17 protein-coding genes and 2 pseudogenes are annotated in these 23,477 nt (G+C 56.0%); 11 read left to right on the forward strand and 8 right to left on the reverse strand.

Annotated features, from left to right (window positions below; translation table 11 throughout):
- Positions 1 to 38: 38 nt before the first annotated feature.
- The 8 genes and pseudogenes from HXW87_RS02695 to HXW87_RS02730 all read left to right on the forward strand — a co-directional run.
- Positions 39 to 197, forward strand: a pseudogene (locus tag HXW87_RS02695) (ATP-binding protein); the annotation flags it as partial.
- Between the two features lie 56 nt (positions 198 to 253).
- Complete coding sequence (locus HXW87_RS02700; RefSeq protein ID WP_032894556.1) at positions 254 to 1,528, forward strand: site-specific integrase; 1,275 nt, start codon at positions 254 to 256, stop codon at positions 1,526 to 1,528.
- Positions 1,525 to 3,237 (forward strand): site-specific integrase, encoded by a 1,713-nt coding sequence (locus HXW87_RS02705; RefSeq protein WP_032894555.1) that lies wholly within the window; start codon positions 1,525 to 1,527, stop codon positions 3,235 to 3,237. Before HXW87_RS02700 ends, HXW87_RS02705 begins: the two co-directional genes overlap by 4 nt.
- Positions 3,234 to 5,288 carry a hypothetical protein gene (locus HXW87_RS02710; RefSeq protein ID WP_156995560.1) on the forward strand — a complete coding sequence of 685 codons (2,055 nt, stop codon included), beginning with the start codon at positions 3,234 to 3,236 and terminating at the stop codon, positions 5,286 to 5,288. The genes HXW87_RS02705 and HXW87_RS02710 overlap by 4 nt, the downstream gene beginning before the upstream one ends.
- Positions 5,269 to 5,721, forward strand: coding sequence for a hypothetical protein (locus tag HXW87_RS02715; protein WP_084570998.1), 453 nt, complete (start codon positions 5,269 to 5,271; stop codon positions 5,719 to 5,721). The genes HXW87_RS02710 and HXW87_RS02715 overlap by 20 nt, the downstream gene beginning before the upstream one ends.
- 203 nt (positions 5,722 to 5,924) lie before the next feature.
- On the forward strand, positions 5,925 to 6,521 hold the full coding sequence (locus HXW87_RS02720; protein ID WP_156995559.1) for a hypothetical protein: 597 nt from the start codon (positions 5,925 to 5,927) through the stop codon (positions 6,519 to 6,521).
- On the forward strand, positions 6,518 to 7,555 hold the full coding sequence (locus HXW87_RS02725; RefSeq protein WP_050499458.1) for a DUF262 domain-containing protein: 1,038 nt from the start codon (positions 6,518 to 6,520) through the stop codon (positions 7,553 to 7,555). The genes HXW87_RS02720 and HXW87_RS02725 overlap by 4 nt, the downstream gene beginning before the upstream one ends.
- Before the next feature lie 232 nt (positions 7,556 to 7,787).
- A pseudogene (locus tag HXW87_RS02730) lies at positions 7,788 to 8,237 on the forward strand (ATP-binding protein); the annotation flags it as partial.
- On the opposite strand, the gene HXW87_RS02735 reads toward HXW87_RS02730, so the two are convergent.
- From HXW87_RS02735 to HXW87_RS02745, 3 genes are all read right to left on the reverse strand, one after another.
- Positions 8,234 to 9,448, reverse strand: a complete 1,215-nt coding sequence (locus HXW87_RS02735; protein ID WP_239778399.1) for an aldose 1-epimerase family protein — start codon at positions 9,446 to 9,448, stop codon at positions 8,234 to 8,236. The pseudogene HXW87_RS02730 and the gene HXW87_RS02735 overlap by 4 nt on opposite strands.
- A 219-nt stretch (positions 9,449 to 9,667) precedes the next feature.
- On the reverse strand, positions 9,668 to 11,644 hold the full coding sequence (locus tag HXW87_RS02740) for a methyl-accepting chemotaxis protein (RefSeq protein WP_239778400.1): 1,977 nt from the start codon (positions 11,642 to 11,644) through the stop codon (positions 9,668 to 9,670).
- A 188-nt stretch (positions 11,645 to 11,832) separates the two neighbouring features.
- Positions 11,833 to 12,753, reverse strand: a complete 921-nt coding sequence (locus HXW87_RS02745; protein WP_239778401.1) for a LysR substrate-binding domain-containing protein — start codon at positions 12,751 to 12,753, stop codon at positions 11,833 to 11,835.
- A 159-nt stretch (positions 12,754 to 12,912) separates the two neighbouring features.
- On the opposite strand from HXW87_RS02745, the gene HXW87_RS02750 reads away from it, so the two are divergent.
- The gene (locus tag HXW87_RS02750) at positions 12,913 to 14,307 is read left to right on the forward strand and encodes a NorM family multidrug efflux MATE transporter (RefSeq protein ID WP_239778402.1); all 1,395 of its coding nucleotides are present in this window, start codon (positions 12,913 to 12,915) and stop codon (positions 14,305 to 14,307) included.
- A 70-nt stretch (positions 14,308 to 14,377) separates the two neighbouring features.
- Here HXW87_RS02750 and HXW87_RS02755 read toward each other — a convergent pair whose 3' ends face one another.
- Positions 14,378 to 16,048, reverse strand: a complete 1,671-nt coding sequence (locus HXW87_RS02755) for a bifunctional diguanylate cyclase/phosphodiesterase (RefSeq protein WP_239778403.1) — start codon at positions 16,046 to 16,048, stop codon at positions 14,378 to 14,380.
- Between the two features lie 254 nt (positions 16,049 to 16,302).
- Between HXW87_RS02755 and rep the strand changes: the two genes are divergently transcribed.
- Both rep and HXW87_RS02765 read left to right on the forward strand, forming a co-directional pair.
- Positions 16,303 to 18,312, forward strand: a complete 2,010-nt coding sequence (gene rep, locus HXW87_RS02760) for a DNA helicase Rep (protein ID WP_027610430.1) — start codon at positions 16,303 to 16,305, stop codon at positions 18,310 to 18,312.
- Between the two features lie 57 nt (positions 18,313 to 18,369).
- Positions 18,370 to 18,942 (forward strand): xanthine phosphoribosyltransferase, encoded by a 573-nt coding sequence (locus HXW87_RS02765; RefSeq protein ID WP_003229440.1) that lies wholly within the window; start codon positions 18,370 to 18,372, stop codon positions 18,940 to 18,942.
- Positions 18,943 to 19,076: 134 nt separating this feature from the next.
- Here the strand turns inward: HXW87_RS02765 and HXW87_RS02770 are convergent, their stop codons facing one another.
- From HXW87_RS02770 to alr, 4 genes are all read right to left on the reverse strand, one after another.
- On the reverse strand, positions 19,077 to 20,999 hold the full coding sequence (locus tag HXW87_RS02770; RefSeq protein ID WP_239778404.1) for an acetyl-CoA hydrolase/transferase C-terminal domain-containing protein: 1,923 nt from the start codon (positions 20,997 to 20,999) through the stop codon (positions 19,077 to 19,079).
- A gap of 135 nt (positions 21,000 to 21,134) precedes the next feature.
- Positions 21,135 to 21,551: a c-type cytochrome gene (locus HXW87_RS02775; RefSeq protein ID WP_041071964.1), complete on the reverse strand. Its 417-nt coding sequence runs from the start codon at positions 21,549 to 21,551 to the stop codon at positions 21,135 to 21,137.
- A 182-nt stretch (positions 21,552 to 21,733) separates the two neighbouring features.
- Positions 21,734 to 22,282 (reverse strand): cupin domain-containing protein, encoded by a 549-nt coding sequence (locus HXW87_RS02780; RefSeq protein ID WP_007920393.1) that lies wholly within the window; start codon positions 22,280 to 22,282, stop codon positions 21,734 to 21,736.
- Between the two features lie 88 nt (positions 22,283 to 22,370).
- Positions 22,371 to 23,444, reverse strand: a complete 1,074-nt coding sequence (alr, locus tag HXW87_RS02785) for an alanine racemase (protein ID WP_131670733.1) — start codon at positions 23,442 to 23,444, stop codon at positions 22,371 to 22,373.
- Between the last annotated feature and the right edge of the window lie 33 nt (positions 23,445 to 23,477).

Consider the following 23,477-nt stretch of genomic DNA (forward strand, 5'->3'; position numbering starts at 1 on the left):
GACCACCTCCAACGTCTACAGTGTAGCCCGGTATCCTAATGCCGGAGTTCGATCGCAAGGTACTGGAGGTGCTGCGCGAGCCGCTGGAATCCGGGCATATCGTGATTGCCCGAGCCAAGGATCGCGTACGTTTTCCGGCACGCTTCCAGTTGGTGGCGGCGATGAATCCCTGCCCTTGTACGGGCAACATTGCTGGCTATACCAGTACACTGTACATATCAAGGCATGGACATTTCGGTGAGAGAGCAGCGGCATGGCGACACTTGAGACTATTCGATACGTTCCGCACCGGCCGGAGGTAGCAACCCAAAAGGTTACGTGGCAGGTGAGAAATACAAAAATTATCGAAACACTCCCGCAGATAATGTGGGCAAACAACACACCTTGGCGAGAAGCCAACCTCTGGGCGTTGGAAAAAGCTAAAAATAAGAAATCAAATATTAAAACTGTGTGGTCTGCAATGACACACATCCACGCATATGCTAAATGGCTAGAAGCAGAAAACACCGCCTGGTGGCATTTCCCTGCCCGTGAGTCTGAGCGGTGCTTGGTCAGATTTCGGGGGTTCCTGATTGATTCGCTTGAGCACTCCGAACTTGCACCTTCTACTGCCCAAAAACGAATGAACGCTGTAATCAGATTTTACAGATGGCTTCAGGCGATGCGCCTTCTGTCTCCCGAATGGCCGATGTGGAACGATAGGCAAATTGGGGTACGTCTTAACGACAAGTTCGGGCTCGAGAGAACAATGTCTGTGGAGACTACCGACCTAGCAATACCTAATAGAAAATCCAAAGAATACAATCTTGAGGATGGACTTTTCCCAGTCGCCTCTAGTGAAGTGGCCGGAATGCTGAGCTTTGCTAGAAAGTACGCTAGTGAAGAGCTCGCACTGATGCTCCAACTTGGATTTGGAACTGGCATGCGTATCGGAACATTGACTGATCTTAAAGTCGCTACAATTAACAGAGCGGTTCCGTCACCCCTAGTTTTGGGTTTCTACTGTTTGGCCGTAGGGCCAGGGGCCCACCCCACAGTCCACACTAAATTTGGAGTTACTGGACAAGTAATAATAAGCGAAGGCGATCTAGCTGCGTTGCGCTCATACATTCAAAGCCCGAGAAGGCTAAAGCGAAAAGCTAAGGCTTGCTTAGAAAACAGCGAGCACGTATTCCTAACACGTTATGGTGAGCTATACGGCCATAAAGGCGTGGAATCAAGCAAAAGCATCAATGTGGAGCTTGGGAGATTGCGCAAACTTGGCATAGCAGCGAACATGGAAGCATTTAACAATTTTCGTTTTCACCAGACACGGTGCACCTTCGCTACTGAGTTAGCACGAGTAATTATTAAATATGGAAGCGTGAGCATGGCTATTGACATAGTTAAAAGCTTGCTACTTCATAAAGATGAAAGCACGACGCTGAAATACATAAAATTCGTAGAGGCGACCGCCGCAATGAGCGAGGCAGCCAATGAGTTCACTCGTAAGTTTCTCGGCTTAGATCCCTTGAGAAACAAAGCATGATAAATATTCTTCATAATCTAACCTTTCCTAAAATAGCTTACGGAACACACGCCACCCCGCATGACCTTCAATGCCTGCTCTATCGCGGAGGCGCCGGCACACCTCGCCATAGATTCGAAAGTTTGGCCACCAGTGAAGCTTTAGGGGCCATTCTTGAAAATAGGTTGGCCCTAGTGCAAAAGTTTCATGAAATGCTTACCGCCGATCTTCATAGGGGCCTATCACAGGTTACCGTAATGAATCGCATAGAAAGCCTCAGAGACTTCTACAAATGGTGTGACGTAGAAGGTAAAGCGATCACGGAACAAGAACTTCCGCATAACTTCCATCTCTGGGTCGGGGAGTTACTACATCGCGTGAATGTCAAACGTGATATCGCACAGATGTCCGCGTATAGAATTGCACGAAACGTAGACCGTTTAACCTCAAAAGTCCTATATCTCAAAAATGGCCTACTTAGTAAAACAGCTCTATTTGCGCCAAATCAGAAGAAACGAGTGCTAGGCATTCAAGCAGACAAGCAGAATCTAGATTCAACTTTCGAGTTCGGATCCATGTTGCTAGCCCTCAGGAACACTTTAAACACAGCAACGATACGCGGGCCGTTACCGGTGAAAATTTATTTGCCCAAAGGTCGCATGCTCGAAGAATGGTGCGGGTTGACCAACCATCAATCTGAAAATGACCTTATCAACTCCACAAGAACAAACGCAGAAGTCGCGGCAATTCTTGAACTGCGTAAAGCTCTCGCTAGTCATCAAGTGACAGATCGAAGAAATCCGCTTATTAATCTTCGGATAGAATCTGAGTTACTTTTATTTATCGCTCAAACCGGCATAAATCTGAGTGAAGCATTCAGATTAAAGCGTGAAAAATTTCGATTCCAAACAATTGGTGACGATGTAACCGTCTTTCGAACATACAAATCGAGAAAAAAAGGCGAAGCACTTTTTCGAATCTTTCGAGAGTATCGGCACCTCTTCAAAGAATATATCGACTGGGTCGACGAACTATTTCCAAACGATGGCAGACTGTTCCCGCGCCTACCTAAATATCAAATTCCAGCAGGCAGCAAAGCACCGAACTTCCAAGCAATATCCGCCCGATGTAAGATTCTAGGTGTGGAGATGTTTAAACCTAGAGCACTTCGAAATACTCGTATTAACTGGTTATTAAGGCGAAGCAACGATCCGAAGCTGACAGCAGAGATGGCACAGCACACCGAGGAAACTCTAATCAGGGTTTATGAAAAGCCACATCACCAATCTGCCGTTTCGGGCATAGCGAGATTTCATAGTCTGACCGAAAGCGCTATCACGCCTCCTGGACCGGGCTTGTGCATAGACATTATGCGCGCACCAAAACTTATCCTCGGAGCGGCTACTGAAGCACCTACGCCAGACTGCGTAAATCCAGCAGGATGCATGTTTTGTGACTTTCATCGGGATATGCAAAACCAAGATTACGTATGGTCACTAGCCAGTTATCGATATTGCAAAACATTAGAGCTAGAGCAATTCAAATCGATGGATAACAGCTCACACCCTGCTGCAAAATTAATTGAAAGAATTAATAACAAGATTGAATATTTTAAATCTTCCGATGAAACACAAAATAGCTGGGTTGAGGAAGCCATGAACCGCATACGGGAAGGAAGATACCACCCGATGTTTGACGGGTTTATTCAATTGATGGAGGTCGGCGCATGAACTCTACTATGGTAGTAAGTGGCATTGCGGTCGAAAGCGTTGTACTCAAAAATGAGAGTGCTAATTATGACCTTCCGACTTGGCCACCATCTGACGACTTCCCGGTCGTAAAGGATGCGTCCGGAAAGGTAGTGAGTCGCTTCGGAGATTCAATTTGGGATTTTACCCCATGGTGTAGAAAAGTGACTCGCTTAAATTTCGGGGACGGTGTTCTGCGCCGTGACGATCCAGGAATTACGCCAGATAACAGCAGAATTCTCCGTTTAATAATGTTTTGGTATCTTTACAGGCCGGGCAAAAGGCGCAGCGCTAGGACATACGTGAATATTTTCACTGATCTCAGGGGTTTATTTGTATTCTGCTCAATACACAAAGTTTATGCGGTAGATCTGGTACGGTTTCCCCGTCTGCTGGAGTTACTTCCTTCTTCGTTAGGATCTTTCAGCGCAAATCAAATTATAAGTACTTCCCACGATATCTGGGACCATCGCGAGGAACTCGGCTTCTATCTTATGGATCCAAGCTCCTTGCGAGAATACGCAAATAGTGTCGTTCAGCCGGAAACCTTTCAGACCGAATACATACCGCCGCGTATCTGGCTCTATCAACTTGGTCGGTTGAAACATTGCCTGGAAGACTTTTTAAAAAACGCTAAACAAATCGAAGATTGCTTTAACTTTTGCCTCGATGCCTACGCGCACAACGCAGGGTCTTTAACCGAAGCATGCACCACAGAGCTACCCGAAACTCGTAAGCCATTCAATAGCAAAAATCAGAGATTGACAGGCAGTAATACAGGAGCAGTGTTTCCTGGGGCATTCACAGAAATTGCAAAACGATTCAAAGTATATGACCTACTTCAGCGCTGGTTGACAAAAGTTGACTCTGGTGGAATGACAACGCTTTCAACGTATTTTACTTTTATATCTCTCGTCGGCACCGCTTATCTGATGAACTATTCTTTAATGCGGAAAGATGAAGCATTTTCCCTGCGCTCAAAATGTTTGGTTGAGGAACTCGACGAGCTAACAACAGAGAATGTATATATTTTACAAGGAGCGACAACTAAGACAATACAAGATGATAGTGCACGATGGATAACCTCGCCATCAGCAGTGCTGGCAGTAGATGCGCTATCGTTGATTGCACGCCTACGCATGGTAACTGCTGCTGCTAATCCAAAAATCCCACTTACAACGGAGGATAAAGATAACCCCTATCTATATCTACGCCCATACGAGCCTTGGAGACGTCAGGTAAAGCACCTGCACCAGCCACTAATGATCAGGCCCACCACGCCCAGTTATTATGCGTTGACCAAGGCCTACCCGAAACTATTCGACGCTCATGAGCTGACTATAACCAAAGCAGACTTGGAAATTGCATTGATGGTTACTCCCACGTTAGATCCAAAAATTTACGACGTGGGAAAACCATGGATATTTGCGTGGCATCAACTAAGGCGTACGGGCGCTGTAAACATGGGCGCTTCCGGATTAGTCAGTGATGCTTCGATTCAGTACCAGTTGAAGCATGCGACCCGTGCCATGTCGCGATACTATAAACAAGGGCATAGGTATCTACATTTCGGTCTAAATGAAAATTCCCGCCTGGAATTTATCAATGCAATGTATGAAACAATCGCGATTGAATTCAAGCAATTACAATCGCACCGATTCGTCAGTCCACATGGCGAACGAAGAAAGTCAGAGATCTTGAGAATAATCAGTGATAAAGATCATAAAGAACTTATTGCAGCGGCAAAATCTGGAAAAATACACTATAAGGCCACTCTTCTAGGAGGCTGTACAAATCCAGATCCGTGCCCATTTGGAGGCGTAGAACACGTCGCGCGTTGCGGCGGAGGGGATGGCAAAGCACCTTGCAATGATGCTTTGTTTGATAGAACAAAGATGCCACAACTTCAAAAACTTTTAAAAGTAGTTAACATTAACTTGAACTCTGCACCCTCTGAATCGCCTCTCCGTGATTCTTTGCAAGCACAGCTACGCGGCGTGGAGAACGCTATCAATGCTCTCGAAACCAATTGAACCTAAGAAGAACCGCGCTGAAATCGCATTTCGCGAAGCGTTTAACCGACTGAAAACAGGCAAGCCAAACTTATTACACAAAGGAGTTGCTCTAAGCCAAAACAATGTAGCGCGAGAAGCAGGTCTGGACCCTTCCGCGTTAAAAAAAGCGCGTTTTCCGGAACTTGTAGCTGAGATCCAAAGCTGGGTAAACAATAACACTGAGACTCATACTCCTACCGCTCGGCAAGCCATGTCATCCCAGCGAATTCGCAATAGAGAACTCAGGGATAGGATGGAGGCAATCAAGGCCCAGCGTGATTTGGCACTTAGTATTCTGGCAGAAGCTGACGCGCGAATTCTTGAATTAACGATCGAGAATGAGCGTTTGAGAGCTTTAGCTGGGCCGAAAAATGTGAGTCCAATTCAGGTTGCTAAATTGCACTCCACTTGACCACCCGCTTGCATCCGATCTGACCACCCATTGAACCGGCACGCTTCGTAACCATGCCCGGCAGAGAAGGGCCAAAAAGCGAAGGTCAGACGCTGGCCGCCGTCGACTCATAGCGGTGGCAGCGGTCATCCTTGATGGCTTAAGACCAAGCCCTATAAAGGTGGTATCATTGGGCAATTTAAATGCAACGAGTTTGAACGCATATGGATTTAGCGCAACTCAAAGATGCCATTCTTACTAGCGAACCTGAAGACTTCGTCAAAGATCATATATTGAATGGTCATTGCAAACACTTTAGGCAAGACCAAATAGATCATATTAGACAGAGTGTCTCCCAAGCTACTGGAGTTAACATTTTACCTGAAGAAGTTTATGTGGTCGGCTCTGCCAAATTAGGTTATGGGCTTTTTAAGAAAAACCGAAGAGATCGCGCCGCATTGCCAGCGTTTCGCGAATTCAACCGGGACTCCGATATAGATATAGCATTCACATCTGCCGAACTTTTTGACCTTGTTTGGGACGAGTTGTCGTCATTTGCTGTTGCGCAGCCCTGGATGCCGTCGCGATTTGGAAACCTTGGCGATTACTTAGTTTATGGATGGCTTCGACCAGATCATTTCCCTAGAGAGGCGAGGCTCCATCGATATGACCGTTGGAACGACAAAATAAAATCACTGGGTTCTGATCGTTTTCTCGATCGACGAAAAATAAGTGGCGCACTCTATCGCAATACAGAATTTATAGCAAAATACCAAGCACGCGGCATTAAGGCTTGCAAAAACGCATTGGAGATCTTATGAAAACTTCACCAACTAACAAAAAAATCAGAGAGCTCATCACTATGGTGAAGGAGCAGAAACTCATACCAAGACCTGAGTTTCAGCGCCGACTTGTTTGGTCAAGAGACGACAAGAATCATTTTATCGACAGCGTACTTCAAGGATTCCCGTTCCCTGAAATTTACCTTGCAGACGGGGAGGTAAATCTCGAAACCAGCCAAGGAACGCAACTTCTCGTTGATGGCTTGCAGCGAGTCAGCACTCTAGTTCAGTACTTTGACGGAGACTCGAATTTACCCCTAACTATTGTTCCTCCCTATAAAGATCTAGGGGATGATCAAAAAAAGGAATTTCTTCAGTATGACGTAGCAGTACGAGATCTGGGATCGATAAGCAAGGCACAAATTATTGAAGCATTCAAGCGACTTAACGCAACAAAATACTCGCTGCTAGATATCGAAGTAAACAACGCACTCTATAGCGGGAAGATGAAGAGCTACTGTGACAAATTGGCCGCCCACCAGTTCTTCACTTCGCATAATGTTTTTAATGCACTTGACTATAAGCGCATGGGGGATTTGCGCTATGCCCTATCACTCGTTGGCACTATGATGCATGGCTATTTTAATCGTGATGATGAATTTGAAGATTTATTAAGTCGCTACAACGATGACTTTCCGCTGGAGCAAGAAATAAATACTCGTGCGGAAAAAACAATAGCTTTCATTGAAGAGTGTGGCATCGACAATAAATCACGAGCTTGGAAAAAAGCTGATCTCTTCACGTTGTTTGTCGAGATTGACCGAATATTGAATCTTGATGGTACGCCACTGACACCTTCATTCGTAATTGAATCCCTAAGCCAGTTTTATAATCAAGTCGAATCATCCTCAGTAAGTGAGCCAACAATTCATTCAATTTATTATAAGGCTGCACTTCAAGCATCCAATGACCGCATCAATCGACTTAGGCGTGGCGTAGTTATCGAGAGCATACTTTTAAATGTTCCAGAACCGTCAATTATGCTTAAGCTCAAGGAAGAAGGTTTAGCCTAAACAACGAATAATTTCTCCCCGATCTTTTAGACCCATTGGAGGCGCGGATCAAAGGCCTCCCAATTGGCTCGTCAGATTGAACGCATCTCAAGCAGATTAGATGACTACGGACAAATTATGGATTTTTGTCCACGCTTTAGTAAACTTACCATGGACACAACTGAACACTTTACAACCCTCGACTGTAAAGGCGTCACGGGGTGTCCATAGGTTGTAATGTTGCCGGTCGCGGTGTGGATATCTTGGCGAGCCGAGCGGCAAATGTTCGTGCACACCGGACATGGTGCAGCGCTACCGCAACAAGCTATCGGGGCCGTTGCTGGATCGGATCGATCTGCACCTGACGGTCGCGCGGGAAGCGACGGCGTTGAATCCGGCAGTGAAGCCAGGCGAGGACAGCGCCAGTGCGGCAGCCGTGGTGGCCGAGGCACGCGAACGCCAGCAAAAGCGTCAGCGTTGTGCCAATGCGTTCCTCGATCTGCCAGGCCTGAAGCGGCACTGCCAGTTATCCACAGCCGATGAGAAATGGCTGGAGTCAGCCTGCGAACGGCTGACCTTGTCACTGCGCTCAGCCCACCGTTTGCTCAAGGTCGCCAGAACCCTGGCAGACCTTGAGCAAGTCGATGCAATCAGCCGTGAGCATCTGGCCGAAGCGCTGCAATACCGCCCGGCGACGCCTTAATGCTCGGTCAGATCAACCAGCGGCGTCTGTCGCACTTCGGTTTCACGCCCGGCCTGGATTTCGCTCACGCGCTTCAGCGCGTTATCCACAGCGCCTTTGTCTGCCAGCAGGCTGTAGCTGATCTGAAACTGTTGGCTGGCCTTTGGCGCAATGGTCGGTACCAGGTTCAGCGGACGCTGATAGCGGCGGTTGTAGGAAAAACTGGTTCCCGGCTCAAGGCCCGTGACATAGCCCTGCCCTTGGGTGTCGGTGTTTTTCCACAGAGAAAATACCGGCAGCTGCCGGGTATTGAAGCCGACGGAGACACCGAGGCTGCCAGCCTTGTCATGCAGCACGGTCAAGGTTTCGCCTTTGGCGTCGGCGTAAGGTATGACGTTGTAGACGGTTTCGTCATAGTCCTTGGTCGGCCCGCGATAGGTCTGCCAGTCGGCCAACTCGGCTTTGGCCTTGTCGTTGAAGGGCGAGACCTGTTTCACCGGTGCTGCGAACCGCGCGCCCTGCTCGAGGAATGGCGTGCTGAAATTGCTGTGGTACAGCGCCTGGTATTCCTTCGGATAATCGCCGTTATTGGTCAGCGTATCGTTAAGGGCAAAACGGGTGCTGCCGGGCTCAGTGACAAGCTCGGTCATCACCGAAAAATCGACTTTCTTGAACGCCTGCTCTTTCAGTTCGCCGCGCAGGCTGATGGCGTAGGGCGGTTTTTCATCAATGTGCAGCGTGACGCTGCTGGCCGGGATATTGGCAGCGCGGCCGTGCAGGGTCAGCAACTCGCCATTGTCCATGCCGGGATGGCCGACCCATTCGTAACCGCAGCGGGTCACCAGTTCATTGAAGCCTTCCAGCCAGCCCAGACCACCGCGCCCATTGAGTTCGATGAAGGCCGGGTTGACCACGTCCTTGACCGGCGAATCCCAACCCATGCGCACGTTGCCGACAGACGCCTGCAGGACATTCATGCCACGGGTTGGCACCACCGAGAGTTTCATCGTGCCGTTATCGATATCGACGATGCTGACACCTTCCTGTCGCCCACCATGCAGGGTGCGCAGGCTTATGGAGAAAGGTTTGCCGGTTTTCACACCGAGCTGCTCACTGGTGATCGTCCAGTTTTGCGCGGGCTTGTTGGTATCGAGGAGTACGTAATCCCAAGCCATGGCGTGGGAAGCAGCAGAGAGTGCGCCGAGGGCAACGGCGAGTTTGAGCGGGGTCATGGCTGCAGCCTTTATTGGAGTTGTGCCATTTTTATAGCGCTGCGGAAACGTTTCAGCAAGAAAAGATGAGAGACATATGGAGTGATTTGCCATGGATCGGCGGCGTTGCATTCGCGAGCAGGCTCGCTCCCACAGAGTATTCGGGTGCTCAAACGATTTATGAGCGACCCCGGAAACTGTGGGAGCGAGCCTGCTCGCGAAAGCTATATCAAGGCTGTATCAACGGAAGCGATCAACCTCGGAACGCAGATCCGCCGCCAGCTTTTCAAGCTCTTTGGCGGTGACCGCGAGGTTGGAAACCACTTCACGCTGCTCGCTGTTGGCCAGCGCAATACTCTGCAGATTGCTGCTGAGCAGCGTCGCCGTGCTGCTCTGCTCCTGCGTCGCCGTGGTAATCGCCGCAAACTGCTGCCCTGCCGAACGGCTCTGTTCATCGATCCGCGCCAGCGCCGAAGCCACATTGGCGTTGCGCGACAGGCCTTCCTGCATCAGCACATTGCCCTGTTCCATTGTGCTGATGGCGTTGCCGGTTTCCTGCTGGATGCTGTGGATCATCCCGGAAATTTCATCGGTCGCCTGACGGGTGCGCGACGCCAGGTTACGCACTTCATCAGCCACCACGGCAAAACCACGGCCCTGTTCACCGGCCCGCGCCGCTTCAATCGCCGCGTTGAGCGCCAGCAGGTTGGTCTGTTCGGCAATCGAAGTGATCACACTGACGATGCCGCCAATTTCCTGAGAGCGTTGACCCAGCGTGTTGATCACGGACGCCGTGGTGTTCAGCGCGCCAGCGATTTGCTCCAGCGAGGACGAAGCTTCTTCCATCGAGCTGCGACCGATCTGCGTTTGCTGGGCATTTTCCTGCGCCAGACGCTGAGTCGCGCCCATGTTGTCGGCAATGTTCAGCGAAGTGGCGCTGAACTCTTCCACCGCGCCGGCCATGCTGGTGATTTCACCCGATTGTTGTTCCATACCTTCGTACGCACCGCCGGACAAACCGGACAGCGCCTGGGCGCGGCTGTTGACCTCTTGCGAAGCGCGGCGGATGTGCTCGACCATGGTCGACAGCGCCTGGCTCATCTGGTTGAACGCGCGGGACAGCTGGCCGATCTCGTCATTGCTCGACACGTTCAGGCGCACGCTCAGATCACCGGCGCCCAAGGCTTCGGCCTGACGTACCAGATCGCTCAATGGCGCCAGTTTGCTGCGCAGCAGCCAGACCACCGAACCGACCGCCAACAACATCGCCAGCAGACTGCCGATAGCCAGTTGCGTACCGACACTCCAGGTCACCGCGCGGATCTCGGTTTTCGGCATGCTCGCCACCACCGACCACGGCCCGCCCTCGAACGGAACAGCAATGCTGTAAAAGTCTTCAGAGGTGTCGCTCCAGAACTCACCCTTGCCCGGTTTCGCCGCCAGCCCCTTGATCACCGGAACGGCCTGATCCAGCGCTTGCACGCCGGCCGGCGCCACCAGCCATTTATTCTGCTCATCCAGCAGCGCCAACGAACCAGTCTGGCCGATGCGGAAACGCTTGAGATTGGCAAACTGGGCGTTCTGCGCATCGGTGTAGTCAAAACCAACGAACAACACCGCAATCACCTTGCCGCTGCTGTCGCGCACCGGGGTGTATTGGGTCATGTAGGAACGATCGAACAACAAGGCACGGCCGACGTAGCCCTGCCCCGCCATCAACCTGGCATAGGCGGGGTGCGCATGATCGAGCAAAGTGCCGATGGCGCGCGTGCCGTCCTGTTTGGTCAGCGAGGTGCTGACGCGCACGAAATCTTCGCCGTTGCGCACGAACAGCGTGGCGACACCAGCGGTCATCTGCTTGAACTCGTCGACTTCCTTGAAGTTGTTGTTCAGCACTTCACTGCCCAGGTGCAGGCCCGGGGTCTGGGTGCCGGCGACGTTCACCGGTTCATCCGGGTGAATGCTCAGGCCCGCGCTGAAGCGCTTCTCGAACAACCCGCTCAGGCGCTGCGTGCTCTCGCGCAGCGTGCCGTGGAAGGTGCTCAACTGGTCAGCCAGCAGCCGCGCCTCACTGGCGAGGTGTTCTTCACGGGTGGCGAGATTGGCGGAATCCAGCGAACGCAGGGCGAATACCGTACTGCCGCTGATGACGATCGCCAATATCACAGCGAGCGCGAGGCCCAGCTGCGAAGCGATCCGAGCGCGAGGTTGAGACATGAACAGCTCCTGGCCGAGCCACCGGATCCTCCTTGATCGCAGCACCTGCTCGGAAAATTCTAATATGGGGGTGGAATCGTGGAGACCGGCACGACGGTCCCACATGCTCATTTTCGGCGGTTAAACCGAATACTTGAGTAAATAGCGGGGTTATGGCGCAAGGCCGGCATTGTGGCGGCTCTAACGTTTCAGCTCAAGCGCTTGACCTGCGGCAGCACCATGGCGCGCACTTCGCCTTGCAGAAAATCACTGAGACGGCGCAAACGTTCACCTCCCGGACGGGTTTTCGGCCATACCAGGTAGTAATTCAGGCCACTGGCGACGGCAGTCGGCCACGGCAGGCTCAACCGTCCTTGCGCGACGTCCTCGGCGACCATCAGCAGATCCCCCATCGATACCCCATAGCCACGGGCGGCAGCGATCATGCCCAGTTCGAGGGTATCGAACACCTGCCCACCCTTGAGCGAGACCTGATCGGACAGCCCCATATGCTCCAGCCAACTGCGCCAGTCACGCCGGTCCGGGGTCGGGTGCAGCAACTCGGTGGAGGCCAGCCGCGCCACGTCCCAGGGTTGATCGTTCAGCAGGTTCGGCGCGCCGACCGGGATCAGTTCTTCGGGAAACAGCAGGCTGGCCTCCCAGTCCGGCGGGAAGTGCCCGTCACTGAGCAGTACCGCGCAATCGAATGGCTCATTGTTGAAATCCACCGAATCCACGTCCATCCACGCACTGGTCAATTGCACTTCGTTACCCGGTTGCAGATGACGGAAACGACTGAGTCGCGCCAGCAGCCAGCGCATGGTCAGGGTCGATGGCGCTTTCATGCGCAGGATGTCGTCCTCGGTGCGCAAGGTGTTGCAGGCGCGCTCAAGGGCTGCAAAGCCCTCGCGAATGCCGGGCAACAACATCCGCGCCGATTCCGTCAGTTGCAGGTTGCGTCCGCTGCGGTGAAACAGCTTGCAGGCGAAATGCTCTTCCAGCGTCTTGATGTGCCGGCTGACAGCACTCTGGGTAATCGACAACTCCTCGGCCGCCCGAGTGAACGAGCTGTGCCGCGCCGCCGCTTCGAATGCGCGCAGGGCATACAAGGGTGGAAGACGACGGGACATACACAAAGCTCCTCTAGCGGCATCCGGTCAACCCGACGGGGTGTTCTCATGATGAGTTTTAATCATGCCACCCATCCTTTTTATCCTTTTGTGCAAACCCTGCCAAGCGCCGAGAATCGACGGTCTCGTGTTCCCTTTGATAAATGGGTGGTGATGACCATGCAGCATCCTGTGCGTACCGAACTCTGGGCCATCCTGCGGCTGGCGGGGCCGTTGATTGCTTCACAGTTGGCGCACATGCTGATGGTGCTGACCGACACGCTGATGATGGCGCGCCTGAGTCCCGAGGCGCTGGCCGGTGGCGGACTGGGCGCGGCAAGTTATTCGTTCGTGTCGATTTTCTGCATCGGCGTGATCGCGGCGGTCGGCACCCTGGTGGCGATCCGGCAGGGCGCCGGTGACATCATCGGCGCGGCCCGCCTGACTCAGGCCGGATTATGGCTGGCATGGCTGATGGCGCTGGGCGCCGGGCTGCTGCTGTGGAATCTGAAACCGGTGTTACTGCTGTTCGGCCAAACCGAAACCAACGTCCAGGCCGCCGGGCAATTCCTCATCGCCCTGCCCTTTGCCCTGCCCGGCTATCTGAGCTTCATGGCCCTGCGCGGCTTTACCAGTGCGATCGGCCGGGCGACGCCGGTGATGGTCATCAGCCTGGGCGGCACCGTGGCCAACTTCCTGCTCAATTACGCGCTGATCACCGGCCTGTTCGGCCTGCCGAAACTGGGGCTGACCGGCATCGGACTGGTCACGGCAATCGTTGCCAACTGCATGGCGCTGGCGCTGGCCTGGCACATCCGCCGGCACCCGGCCTACGACGCTTACCCGTTGCGCGCCGGCCTGTCGCGGCCAAAACGTCAGTATCTGAAAGAACTGTGGCGACTCGGCCTGCCGATTGGCGGCACCTATGCCGTGGAGGTCGGTTTGTTCGCCTTCGCCGCGCTGTGCATGGGCACCATGGGCAGCACGCAACTGGGCGCACACCAGATTGCCCTGCAAATCGTTTCGGTAGCGTTCATGGTACCGGCGGGGATGTCTTATGCGATCACCATGCGCGTCGGCCAGCACTACGGCGCCGGGCAACTGAGCGATGCACGCATGTCCGGCCGGGTCGGCATCGTCTTCGGCGCAGTGGTGATGCTGGGTTTCGCCATGGTGTTCTGGCTGTTGCCGAATCAACTGGTCGGGTTGTTCCTCGATCACCACGACCCGGCGTTTGCCGAGGTGATCCGCCTGGCGGTGAGCCTGCTGGCGGTGGCGGCATGGTTTGAGCTGTTCGATGGTACACAGACGATTGCCATGGGTTGTATCCGTGGACTCAAGGACGCTAAAACCACGTTTCTGGTCGGCCTCGGTTGCTATTGGCTGATCGGCGCGCCGGCGGCGTGGTGGATGGCGTTTCACCTGCATTGGGGGCCAACGGGCGTCTGGTGGGGGCTGGCGCTGGGGCTGGCGTGTGCGGCGGTGAGCCTGACGCTGGCGTTTGAATGGAAGATGAAGCGGATGATCCGGCTGGAGCCTGTGTCACAGAGGTTTGAGGCCGTTCGCGCAGATTAGGATCAAAAGATCGCAGCCTTCGGCAGCTCCTACAGGGATTTGTGTAGGAGCTGCCGAAGGCTGCGATCTTTTAAACGGCCTCCACAGAAACCTGCTGGCTTGAGCCAAACGTCAGGTACTCAACCAACTCCGCCAACGGCAACGGCCGGCTGATCAGATATCCCTGCACCTGGTCGCAGCCAAACCCGCGCAACAACTCCAGCTGCTCCGGTGATTCCACGCCTTCGGCCACCACTTCCAGATGCAGGTTGTGCGCGAGGTTGATCATTGCGTGCACCAGTTTGCGGTTCTCTTCGCGCTGCTCCATGCCGCCGACGAAGCTCTTGTCGATCTTCAGCAAGGTGATCGGCAGGCTGTTGAGGTGCACGAACGATGAGAACCCGGTGCCGAAGTCATCCAGCGAGAAGCGCACGCCGAGGCGGCCGAGGGCATCCATGGTCTGTTTGACCAGATCGCTGCGGCGCATCACGGCGGTTTCGGTGAGTTCGAATTCCAGCCACTGCGCCTCGACCCCACGCTCGGCAATAAGCCGACTGAGCGTCGGCAGCAACTGACTGTCCTGAAACTGGCGGAATGACAGGTTGATTGCCATGTGCAGCGCAGGCAGCCCGCGCTCGCGCAGCGCCTGCATGTCACGCAGGGCGCGGGAAATCACCCAGTAACCCAGCGGCACGATCAAACCGCTTTGTTCAGCCAGCGGCACGAATTCGCTCGGCGGCAGCAGACCACGCTCGCCATGACGCCAGCGTACCAGCGCTTCGAGGCCGACGATTTGTCCGTCCGCCAGATTCAGCCGTGGCTGGTAGTGCAGCTCCAGCTCATCACGACGCAAGGCCCGGCGCAGTTCGCTTTCGAGGTCGGCCATGCTCCGCGCGTTGCGGTTGATGCGTTCGTTGAAGATATGGAACGTGCAGCCCTGGGTGCTCTTGGCCTGCTGCATGGCGATGTGCGCATGCCACATCAGCGGATCGGCGCCACCTTGTGCGCGGGCATGGGCGATGCCGAGGCTGGAGCCGATCAACAGGCTTTCGCCATCGACCCAATACGGCTCGGACAAGGCTTCGGTGATGCGTTCGGCCATCCACTCGGCGCGTTGTGGCGCACGGCGAGTGTCGATCAGCAAGGCAAATTCGTCGCTGCCCAGCCGCGCCAGTTGATCACCGGCCTCGAGCTGACTTTTCAGCCGCGCAACGACCTGCAGGATCAGCCGGTCGCCGGCCTGATGGCCGAGGGCGTCGTTGGCGTGGCGGAAGTTGTCGAGATCGAGATGCCCGAGGGCCAGGCCACGGCCGTCGTTTTCCGCCAGACGCGCCGCGAGCAGGGTCTGGAAGCCCTGACGGTTGGCGATGCCGGTCAGCGGATCCTGTTCGGCGAGGCGTTGCAGGGTGTTTTCCAGCACGCCGCGTTCACGCACGTGGCGCAGGCAGCGGCGCAGCATGCCGGCGTCGAGCGCGTCGAACACCAGCCAGTCGCTGACGCCAACCGGCGCGCTGGCCGGCTCGTGTTCCAGCAGCAACACCGTCGGCAGGCTGCAACGGCCCGGGGCCGGCTGCAATGCGGGAACGGTCAACAACACCGCGTGGCGATTGTCTTCGAACAGACTGCTGACCGACTCCCAGCTCGGCGCGCTGATCAGCACCGCCGCGCTCCCCATCGGAGCCAGACACTCGCGCAATAACGCTGTCCACGCTGGCTCTTCGGCCAGTAGCAGCAAACGCAAGGGTTCGACAGGCGTAGACAAGCTAGCTCCCTAGACTCTGCAATGATGTGGGCGGGGCATTATGCCGTTGCGATGTTCAATGACAACGATTATCAGAACGTTATTTTGTGTCACGAATGAGAACATTAGCCGCAAAATCACCGTGTATCCTCCGCGAAAGTAACAAAACCGGCAAATTTGAATCGCGTGGTGCGTCACAAGTCGGAGAGAGCAGCACAAATCGCTGAGCCTGTTAAAATGCCGGCCCATTTCGTCAACGACTCCCGAATTTTCGTATGTCCCGACTCAATCCCCGGCAGCAAGAAGCCGTGAACTACGTCGGCGGCCCTCTATTGGTGCTCGCCGGCGCTGGCTCCGGCAAGACCAGCGTGATCACGCGCAAGATCGCGCACCTGATCCAGAACTGCGGCATCCGCGCCCAGTACATCGTCGCCATGACCTTTACCAACAAGGCTGCGCGCGAAATGAAGGAGCGGGTTGGCACCCTGCTGCGCGCTGGTGAAGGTCGCGGCCTGACGGTCTGCACCTTCCACAACCTGGGCCTGAACATCATCCGCAAAGAGCATGCGCGGCTGGGCTACAAACCCGGTTTCTCGATTTTCGACGAGACCGACGTCAAAGCCCTGATGACCGACATCATGCAGAAGGAATACGCAGGCGACGACGGCGTCGACGAGATCAAGAACATGATCGGCGCCTGGAAAAACGACCTGATCCTGCCGGCCCAGGCGCTGGAAAACGCGCGCAATCCCAAGGAACAGACCGCTGCCATCGTTTACACCCACTACCAGCGCACGCTCAAGGCGTTCAACGCGGTGGACTTCGATGACCTGATCCTGCTGCCGGTAAAACTCTTCGAAGAGCACGCCGACATTCTCGAAAAGTGGCAGAACAAGGTGCGTTACCTGCTGGTCGACGAATACCAGGACACCAACGCCAGCCAGTACTTGCTGGTGAAGATGCTGATCGGCAAGCGCAACCAGTTCACCGTGGTGGGCGACGACGACCAGTCGATCTACGCCTGGCGCGGCGCGCGGCCGGAAAACCTGATGCTGCTCAAGGACGACTATCCGTCGCTGAAAGTGGTGATGCTGGAGCAGAACTACCGCTCCACCAGCCGCATCCTGCGCTGCGCCAACGTGCTGATTTCGAACAACCCGCACGAATTCGAAAAGCAACTGTGGAGTGAGATGGGCCACGGCGACGAGATCCGCGTAATCCGCTGCCGCAACGAGGACGCCGAAGCCGAGCGCGTGGCCATGGAAATCCTCAGCCTGCACTTGCGCACCGACCGCCCGTACAGCGATTTCGCGATTCTCTATCGCGGCAACTACCAGGCCAAGCTGATCGAGCTGAAGTTGCAGCACCACCAGGTGCCGTATCGCCTGAGCGGCGGCAACAGTTTCTTCGGGCGTCAGGAAGTGAAGGACCTGATGGCCTACTTCCGCCTGATCGTGAACCCGGATGACGACAACGCCTTCCTGCGGGTAATCAACGTGCCGCGCCGGGAAATCGGTTCCACGACGCTGGAAAAGCTCGGCAACTACGCCACCGAACGCAAGATCTCGATGTACGCCGCCACCGACGAAATCGGTCTGGGCGAGCATCTGGACAGCCGCTTCACCGATCGCCTGTCGCGCTTCAAGCGCTTCATGGACAAGGTCCGTGAACAGTGCGCCGGCGAAGACCCGATCTCGGCCCTGCGCAGCATGGTCATGGACATCGACTACGAGAACTGGCTGCGCACCAACAGTTCCAGCGACAAGGCTGCGGACTACCGGATGAGCAACGTCTGGTTCCTGATCGAGGCCTTGAAGAACACCCTGGAAAAAGACGAAGACGGCGAGATGACCGTCGAAGACGCCATCGGCAAACTGGTCCTGCGCGACATGCTTGAGCGTCAGCAGGAAGAAGAGGACGGCGCCGAAGGCGTGCAGATGATGACCCTGCATGCGTCCAAGGGCCTGGAATTCCCTTACGTGTTCATCATGGGCATGGAAGAGGAAATCCTCCCGCACCGCTCCAGCATCGAAGCCGACACCATCGAAGAGGAGCGCCGCCTGGCCTACGTGGGCATCACCCGCGCGCGTCAGACCCTGGCCTTCACCTTCGCAGCCAAACGCAAACAGTACGGCGAGATCATCGATTGCGCGCCCAGCCGCTTCCTCGATGAACTGCCGCCGGACGATCTGGCGTGGGAAGGCAACGACGACACACCGACCGAAGTCAAAGCCGTGCGGGGCAACAGCGCACTGGCTGATATACGCGCGATGTTAAAGCGCTAGAATTGACCACTTTTTACTAGACCTTCGGCGCACAAAGCGCCAAATGAGGACAGCTTCATGGAAGCATTGCACCAGAAAATCCGCGAACAAGGCATCGTGCTTTCCGACCAGGTCCTGAAGGTCGACGCCTTCCTGAACCACCAGATCGACCCGGCCCTGATGAAGCTGATCGGCGACGAATTCGCCACGCTGTTCAAGGATTCGGGCATCACCAAGATCGTCACCATCGAAGCCTCGGGCATTGCCCCGGCGATCATGACCGGTCTGAACCTCGGCGTGCCGGTGATCTTCGCCCGCAAGCAACAGTCCCTGACCCTGACCGAAAACCTGCTGTCGGCGACCGTTTACTCGTTCACCAAGAAGACCGAAAGCACCGTGGCCATCTCGCCGCGTCACCTGACCAGCAGCGACCGCGTGCTGATCATCGACGACTTCCTGGCCAACGGTAAGGCTTCGCAGGCGCTGATTTCGATCATCAAACAGGCTGGCGCCACGGTGGCCGGTCTGGGCATCGTGATCGAGAAGTCATTCCAGGGTGGGCGTGCCGAGCTGGACTCGCAGGGCTATCGCGTTGAATCGCTGGCTCGCGTGAAGTCGCTGAAGGATGGCGTCGTGACCTTCATCGAATAAAGCCACACCGCACCGCAATATCTTTGTGGGAGCGAGCCTGCTCGCGAATGCTCCGTGTCAGTCGACATCCTGGTTGTCTGATACACCGTTTTCGCGAGCAGGCTCGCTCCCACCGTTGGTTTTGGGTTGGGCCGTTATTGCGCGGTAGCCTTCAGGCCGGTGAGCAGCAGGCGCTGGAACAGGTCTTCCTTCAGGCCTTCCGGGTTGGTCAGTTGCATACGTTCAAGGTGTTCGGGGAACGTCGAAGCCTCCGGCGCATCCAGCGCAGCCTTGCCCAATTCCAGGATCTCGCTCAGCTTGAACTTGCTCTTCAGCCAGTTCAGCGCTCGTAACAGATCGCGCTCGATCGCGGTGAAATCACAACCCAGCGGATACTCCGGAAACAGGTTCGGATGCTTTGCGGCAATGGCCTGCAAGCGTTGCGGGGTGTTGTCGGCAAATCGCGGATCGAGGCGGAAGTCCTTCGGCAGCTTGCCGACCTTCTGTGCCTGCTCGATCAACCCCAGCTGGAAGCGTGAATCGCTGATATTGAGCAACGACTCGATCACCGCCGCATCGGCCTTGCCGCGCAGGTCGGCGATGCCGTACTCGGTGACCACGATGTCACGCAGGTGCCGTGGAATCGTGCAGTGGCCGTACTCCCAGACAATGTTCGAACTGACCTCGCCGCCGGACTCGCGCCAGCTGCGCAGGATCAGAATCGAGCGCGCATCGTGCAGCGCGTGGCCTTGGGCGACGAAGTTGTATTGCCCGCCAACCCCGCTGAGCACCCGCCCGTCTTCCAGTTGATCGGCCACACCCGCGCCCATCAGGGTCATGGTGAACACGGTGTTGATGAACCGGGCATCGAGGCGCTGCAAGCGCTTGAGCTCTTCCTGACCGTACAGCTCGTTGATGTAGCTGATGCCGGTCATGTTGAATTCGAGGCGCTTGCTCTGCGGCAGCTCGCGCAGGCGCTCGTAGAAACTGCGCGGGCCGAGGAAGAAGCCACCGTGCACCGAGATGCCATCGGTCTGCGCCGCTTCATCGAGGGTGCCGGCGTTGGCCTGCTCCTGAGTCTGCACGTCGGGATAGACTTTGCGCCGGATGATCCCGGCATCGGCCAGCACCAGCAGACCGTTGACGAACATTTCGCTGCAGCCATACAGGCCTTTGGCGAATGGCGTAGTGCCGCCCTCGCGTTCGATCAATTGCGCCCACTGGCTGAGATTGATGTCATTGAGCAGGGCCTGATAACCGGCGTTGTCCGCCTGCCGTGCCAGCAGTGCGGCGGTCAGCGCATCGCCCATCGAGCCGATGCCGATCTGCAAGGTGCCGCCGTCGCGCACCAGCGTGCTGGCGTGCAAACCGATGAAATGATCCTGAAAGCCCACCGGCATGTTCGGCGTGGAAAACAGCGTGCTGCTGTCCTTCGCGTCGATCAGCAGGTCGAAGGTGTCGATATCGACTTCGGCATCGCCGGGCATGTACGGCAAATCGATGTGCACCTGGCCGACCAGCAGAATGGTCTCCCCGGCATCGCGGCGCTTGGCGATCATCGGCAGCAGGTCGAGGGTGATGTCCGGGTTGCAGCTCAGGCTCAACCGATCAGGATGTTCGCTGCTGCTGGCAAGTAACTGCGCCACCAGATTGAGGCCGGCGGCATTGATGTCGCGGGCGGCATGGCTGTAGTTGCTGCTGACGTAATCCTGCTGGGCCGGTGCACTGTTGAGCAGGCTGCCGGGCTGCATGAAGAACTGTTCGATGCGGATGTTGGCGGGCAGGCTGTCGCGGCGCAGGTCGGCGAGGAAATCGAATTCGGGGTAATCACCGAATACACGCTCGACGAAGGGTTCGATGAAGCGCTTCTGCAGACCGTCGCCCAGCGTCGGCCGCCCCAGGCACAGCGCGGTGTACATCGTCAGTTGCCGTTCGGGCAGGCCTTTGATGCGCCGGTACAGCGCGTTGACGAAGTGATTGGGCTTGCCCAGCCCCAGCGGCATGCCCATGTGGATATGCGCCGGCAAGCGTGCGAGCACCTCGTCCACTGCCTGTTCGATCGAACACAACTGCACCATCTGAAGCCTCCTGCCCGTTCCGTGAATAGAGGTAGACCGAGCTTGCCTCGACTTTGCTGCAAAGGACAGCCCAGGTCGCGAATCGCAGGCACAAAAAAACCGTCCGAAGACGGTTTTTTTCGTCAGAAGCGCGGCTTATTTCAGGCCGGACATCTTCTGGATCGCGCCTTTCAACTCGTCATCCGAGCAATCGGCGCAAGTGCCTTTCGGCGGCATGGAGTTGATGCCGGTGATGGCTTTGGCCAGGATGCCGTCGAGGCCGCCCTGATGATCGGCGCGGTCTTTCCAGGCGGCGGTGTCACCAATTTTCGGGGCGCCCAACAAACCAGTGCCGTGGCAAGCGTTGCAATGTTTTGCAATCACTTCATCCGGGGTCTTCGCACCACCGCCGCCGCCCGCAGAGGCAGCGACTTCCATTCCTTTGCATTCCTGCCCCTGAACGCACACCTGGCCCACTGGCTCGAGGCGCTTGGCAATGTCGTCATTCGTCGCAGCTTGAGCGCTGACAGCCCAGAGGGCCAGTACGGTTGCTGGTGCGGCCAGCATTTTCATAATTAGGTTCACGCGTTCACCCTCAATGGTGGCTATTCACGCCTGCGGCCACGGTTCGCAGGCGGGCGCAAGTATAGCGGGTAGCCCGCCACACTGAAACAACCCCATAGTCGAAGGGGTTATACCGCGCAGTGGAAAAACTCTTCGGATGCCTTCGCCGTCATGGCCTGGCGCCTCTGTGTTTAAAAATTCGCCGGCGTGGCTGCGCTGATTAGTCGCGCAGGCGCGTCGAACGGATTACGGAAACGGTGCGGCTTGGTACTTTCAAAATAGTAGCTGTCGCCGGCTTCGAGAATAAAAGTTTCCAGCCCCACCACCAGCTCCAGACGACCTTCCACCAGAATCCCGGTTTCCTCGCCTTCATGGGTGAGCATTTCTTCGCCGGTATCGGCGCCGGGCGGGTAGATTTCGTTGAGGAATGCGATGGCCCGGCTCGGGTGCGCGCGGCCGACCAGCTTCATGGTCACCGCGCCGTCGGAGATGTCGATCAGCTCGTTGGCCTTGTAGACGATCTGGGTCGGGACTTCCTGCAGGATTTCTTCGGAAAAGAACTCGACCATGGACATGGGAATCCCGCCCAGTACCTTCCTCAGCGAACTGATCGAAGGGCTGACGCTGTTCTTTTCGATCATCGAAATGGTGCTGTTGGTGACGCCCGCGCGTTTGGCGAGTTCACGCTGGGAAAGCCCTTTGAGCTTGCGGATCGATTGCAGTCGTTCACCGACGTCCAAGGCGGGAGCCTCCTGATGTTGTAAGAATATTGAGCGTTATCATGGCGACAGCGTTCAGTATTTACAACACTTGGCCCCCGCAGCGGCGTTAACCCTCGGAATAGAGCCTTGGCACCCGACGCAGGTTGCAGAAGATCTGGTACGGAATGGTGTCCGCCCACTGCGCCACTTCGCTGGCGAGGATGTTTTTGCCCCACAGCTCGACGGTCGAACCGAGGTCGGCTTCCGGCACCTCAGTGAGGTCGATGCACAGCATGTCCATCGACACACGGCCAAGAATCCGGCTGCGTTTACCGGCCACCAGCACTGGCGTGCCGGTCGGTGCCTGACGCGGGTAGCCGTCGGCATACCCCATGGCCACCACGCCGATGCGCATCGGCTTGTCGGTAATGAATTTGGCGCCGTAGCCGATCGGCTCGCCGGCGGGCAATTCACGCACGCAGATGACTTTCGATTCGAGGGTCATCACCGGTTGCAGGCGCTCGGCCACGGCGTTGGCTTCTTCGAACGGGGTGGCGCCATAGAGCATGATGCCCGGGCGTACCCAGTCGCTGGGGATCTGCGGCCAACCGAGCACCGCCGGCGAGTTGCGCAGGCTGACTTCGGCCGTCAGGCCCTGACGCGCCGCTTCGAACACCGCGACCTGATCGGCGCTGCTCTGCTCGTGCAACTCATCGGCGCGGGCGAAGTGGCTCATCAGCACGATCTTCGCCACTTTGCCGCTGGCCAGCAGGCGCTGATAGGCCGCCGCGTAATCCTTCGGATGCAGACCCACACGGTGCATCCCGGAATCGAGCTTCAACCACACGGTGATCGGTTTGCTCAATGCCGCCTGCTCGATGGCTTCGAGCTGCCACAACGAATGCACCACGCACCAGAAATCATGCTCGACGATCAGCGCCAGTTCATCGGCTTCGAAAATGCCTTCGAGCAACAGCACCGGGGCCTTGATGCCCGCCGCGCGCAGCTCCAGTGCTTCTTCGATGCAGGCGACGGCGAACCCGTCGGCCTCGGCTTCCAGCGCCTGGGCGCAACGCACCGCGCCGTGCCCGTAGGCATCAGCCTTGATCACCGCCAGCGCCTTGGCGCCAGTGACTTCGCGGGCAATTCGGTAGTTGTGGCGCAGGGCTTCTAGGTCGATCAGGGCACGGGCAGGACGCATGGCGGCAGACTTCTAGGCGGTCATGGGAATAAA

This window comes from Pseudomonas sp. Y5-11 (assembly GCF_022368695.1).
In the GTDB taxonomy this organism is placed as follows: domain Bacteria; phylum Pseudomonadota; class Gammaproteobacteria; order Pseudomonadales; family Pseudomonadaceae; genus Aquipseudomonas; species Aquipseudomonas parakoreensis.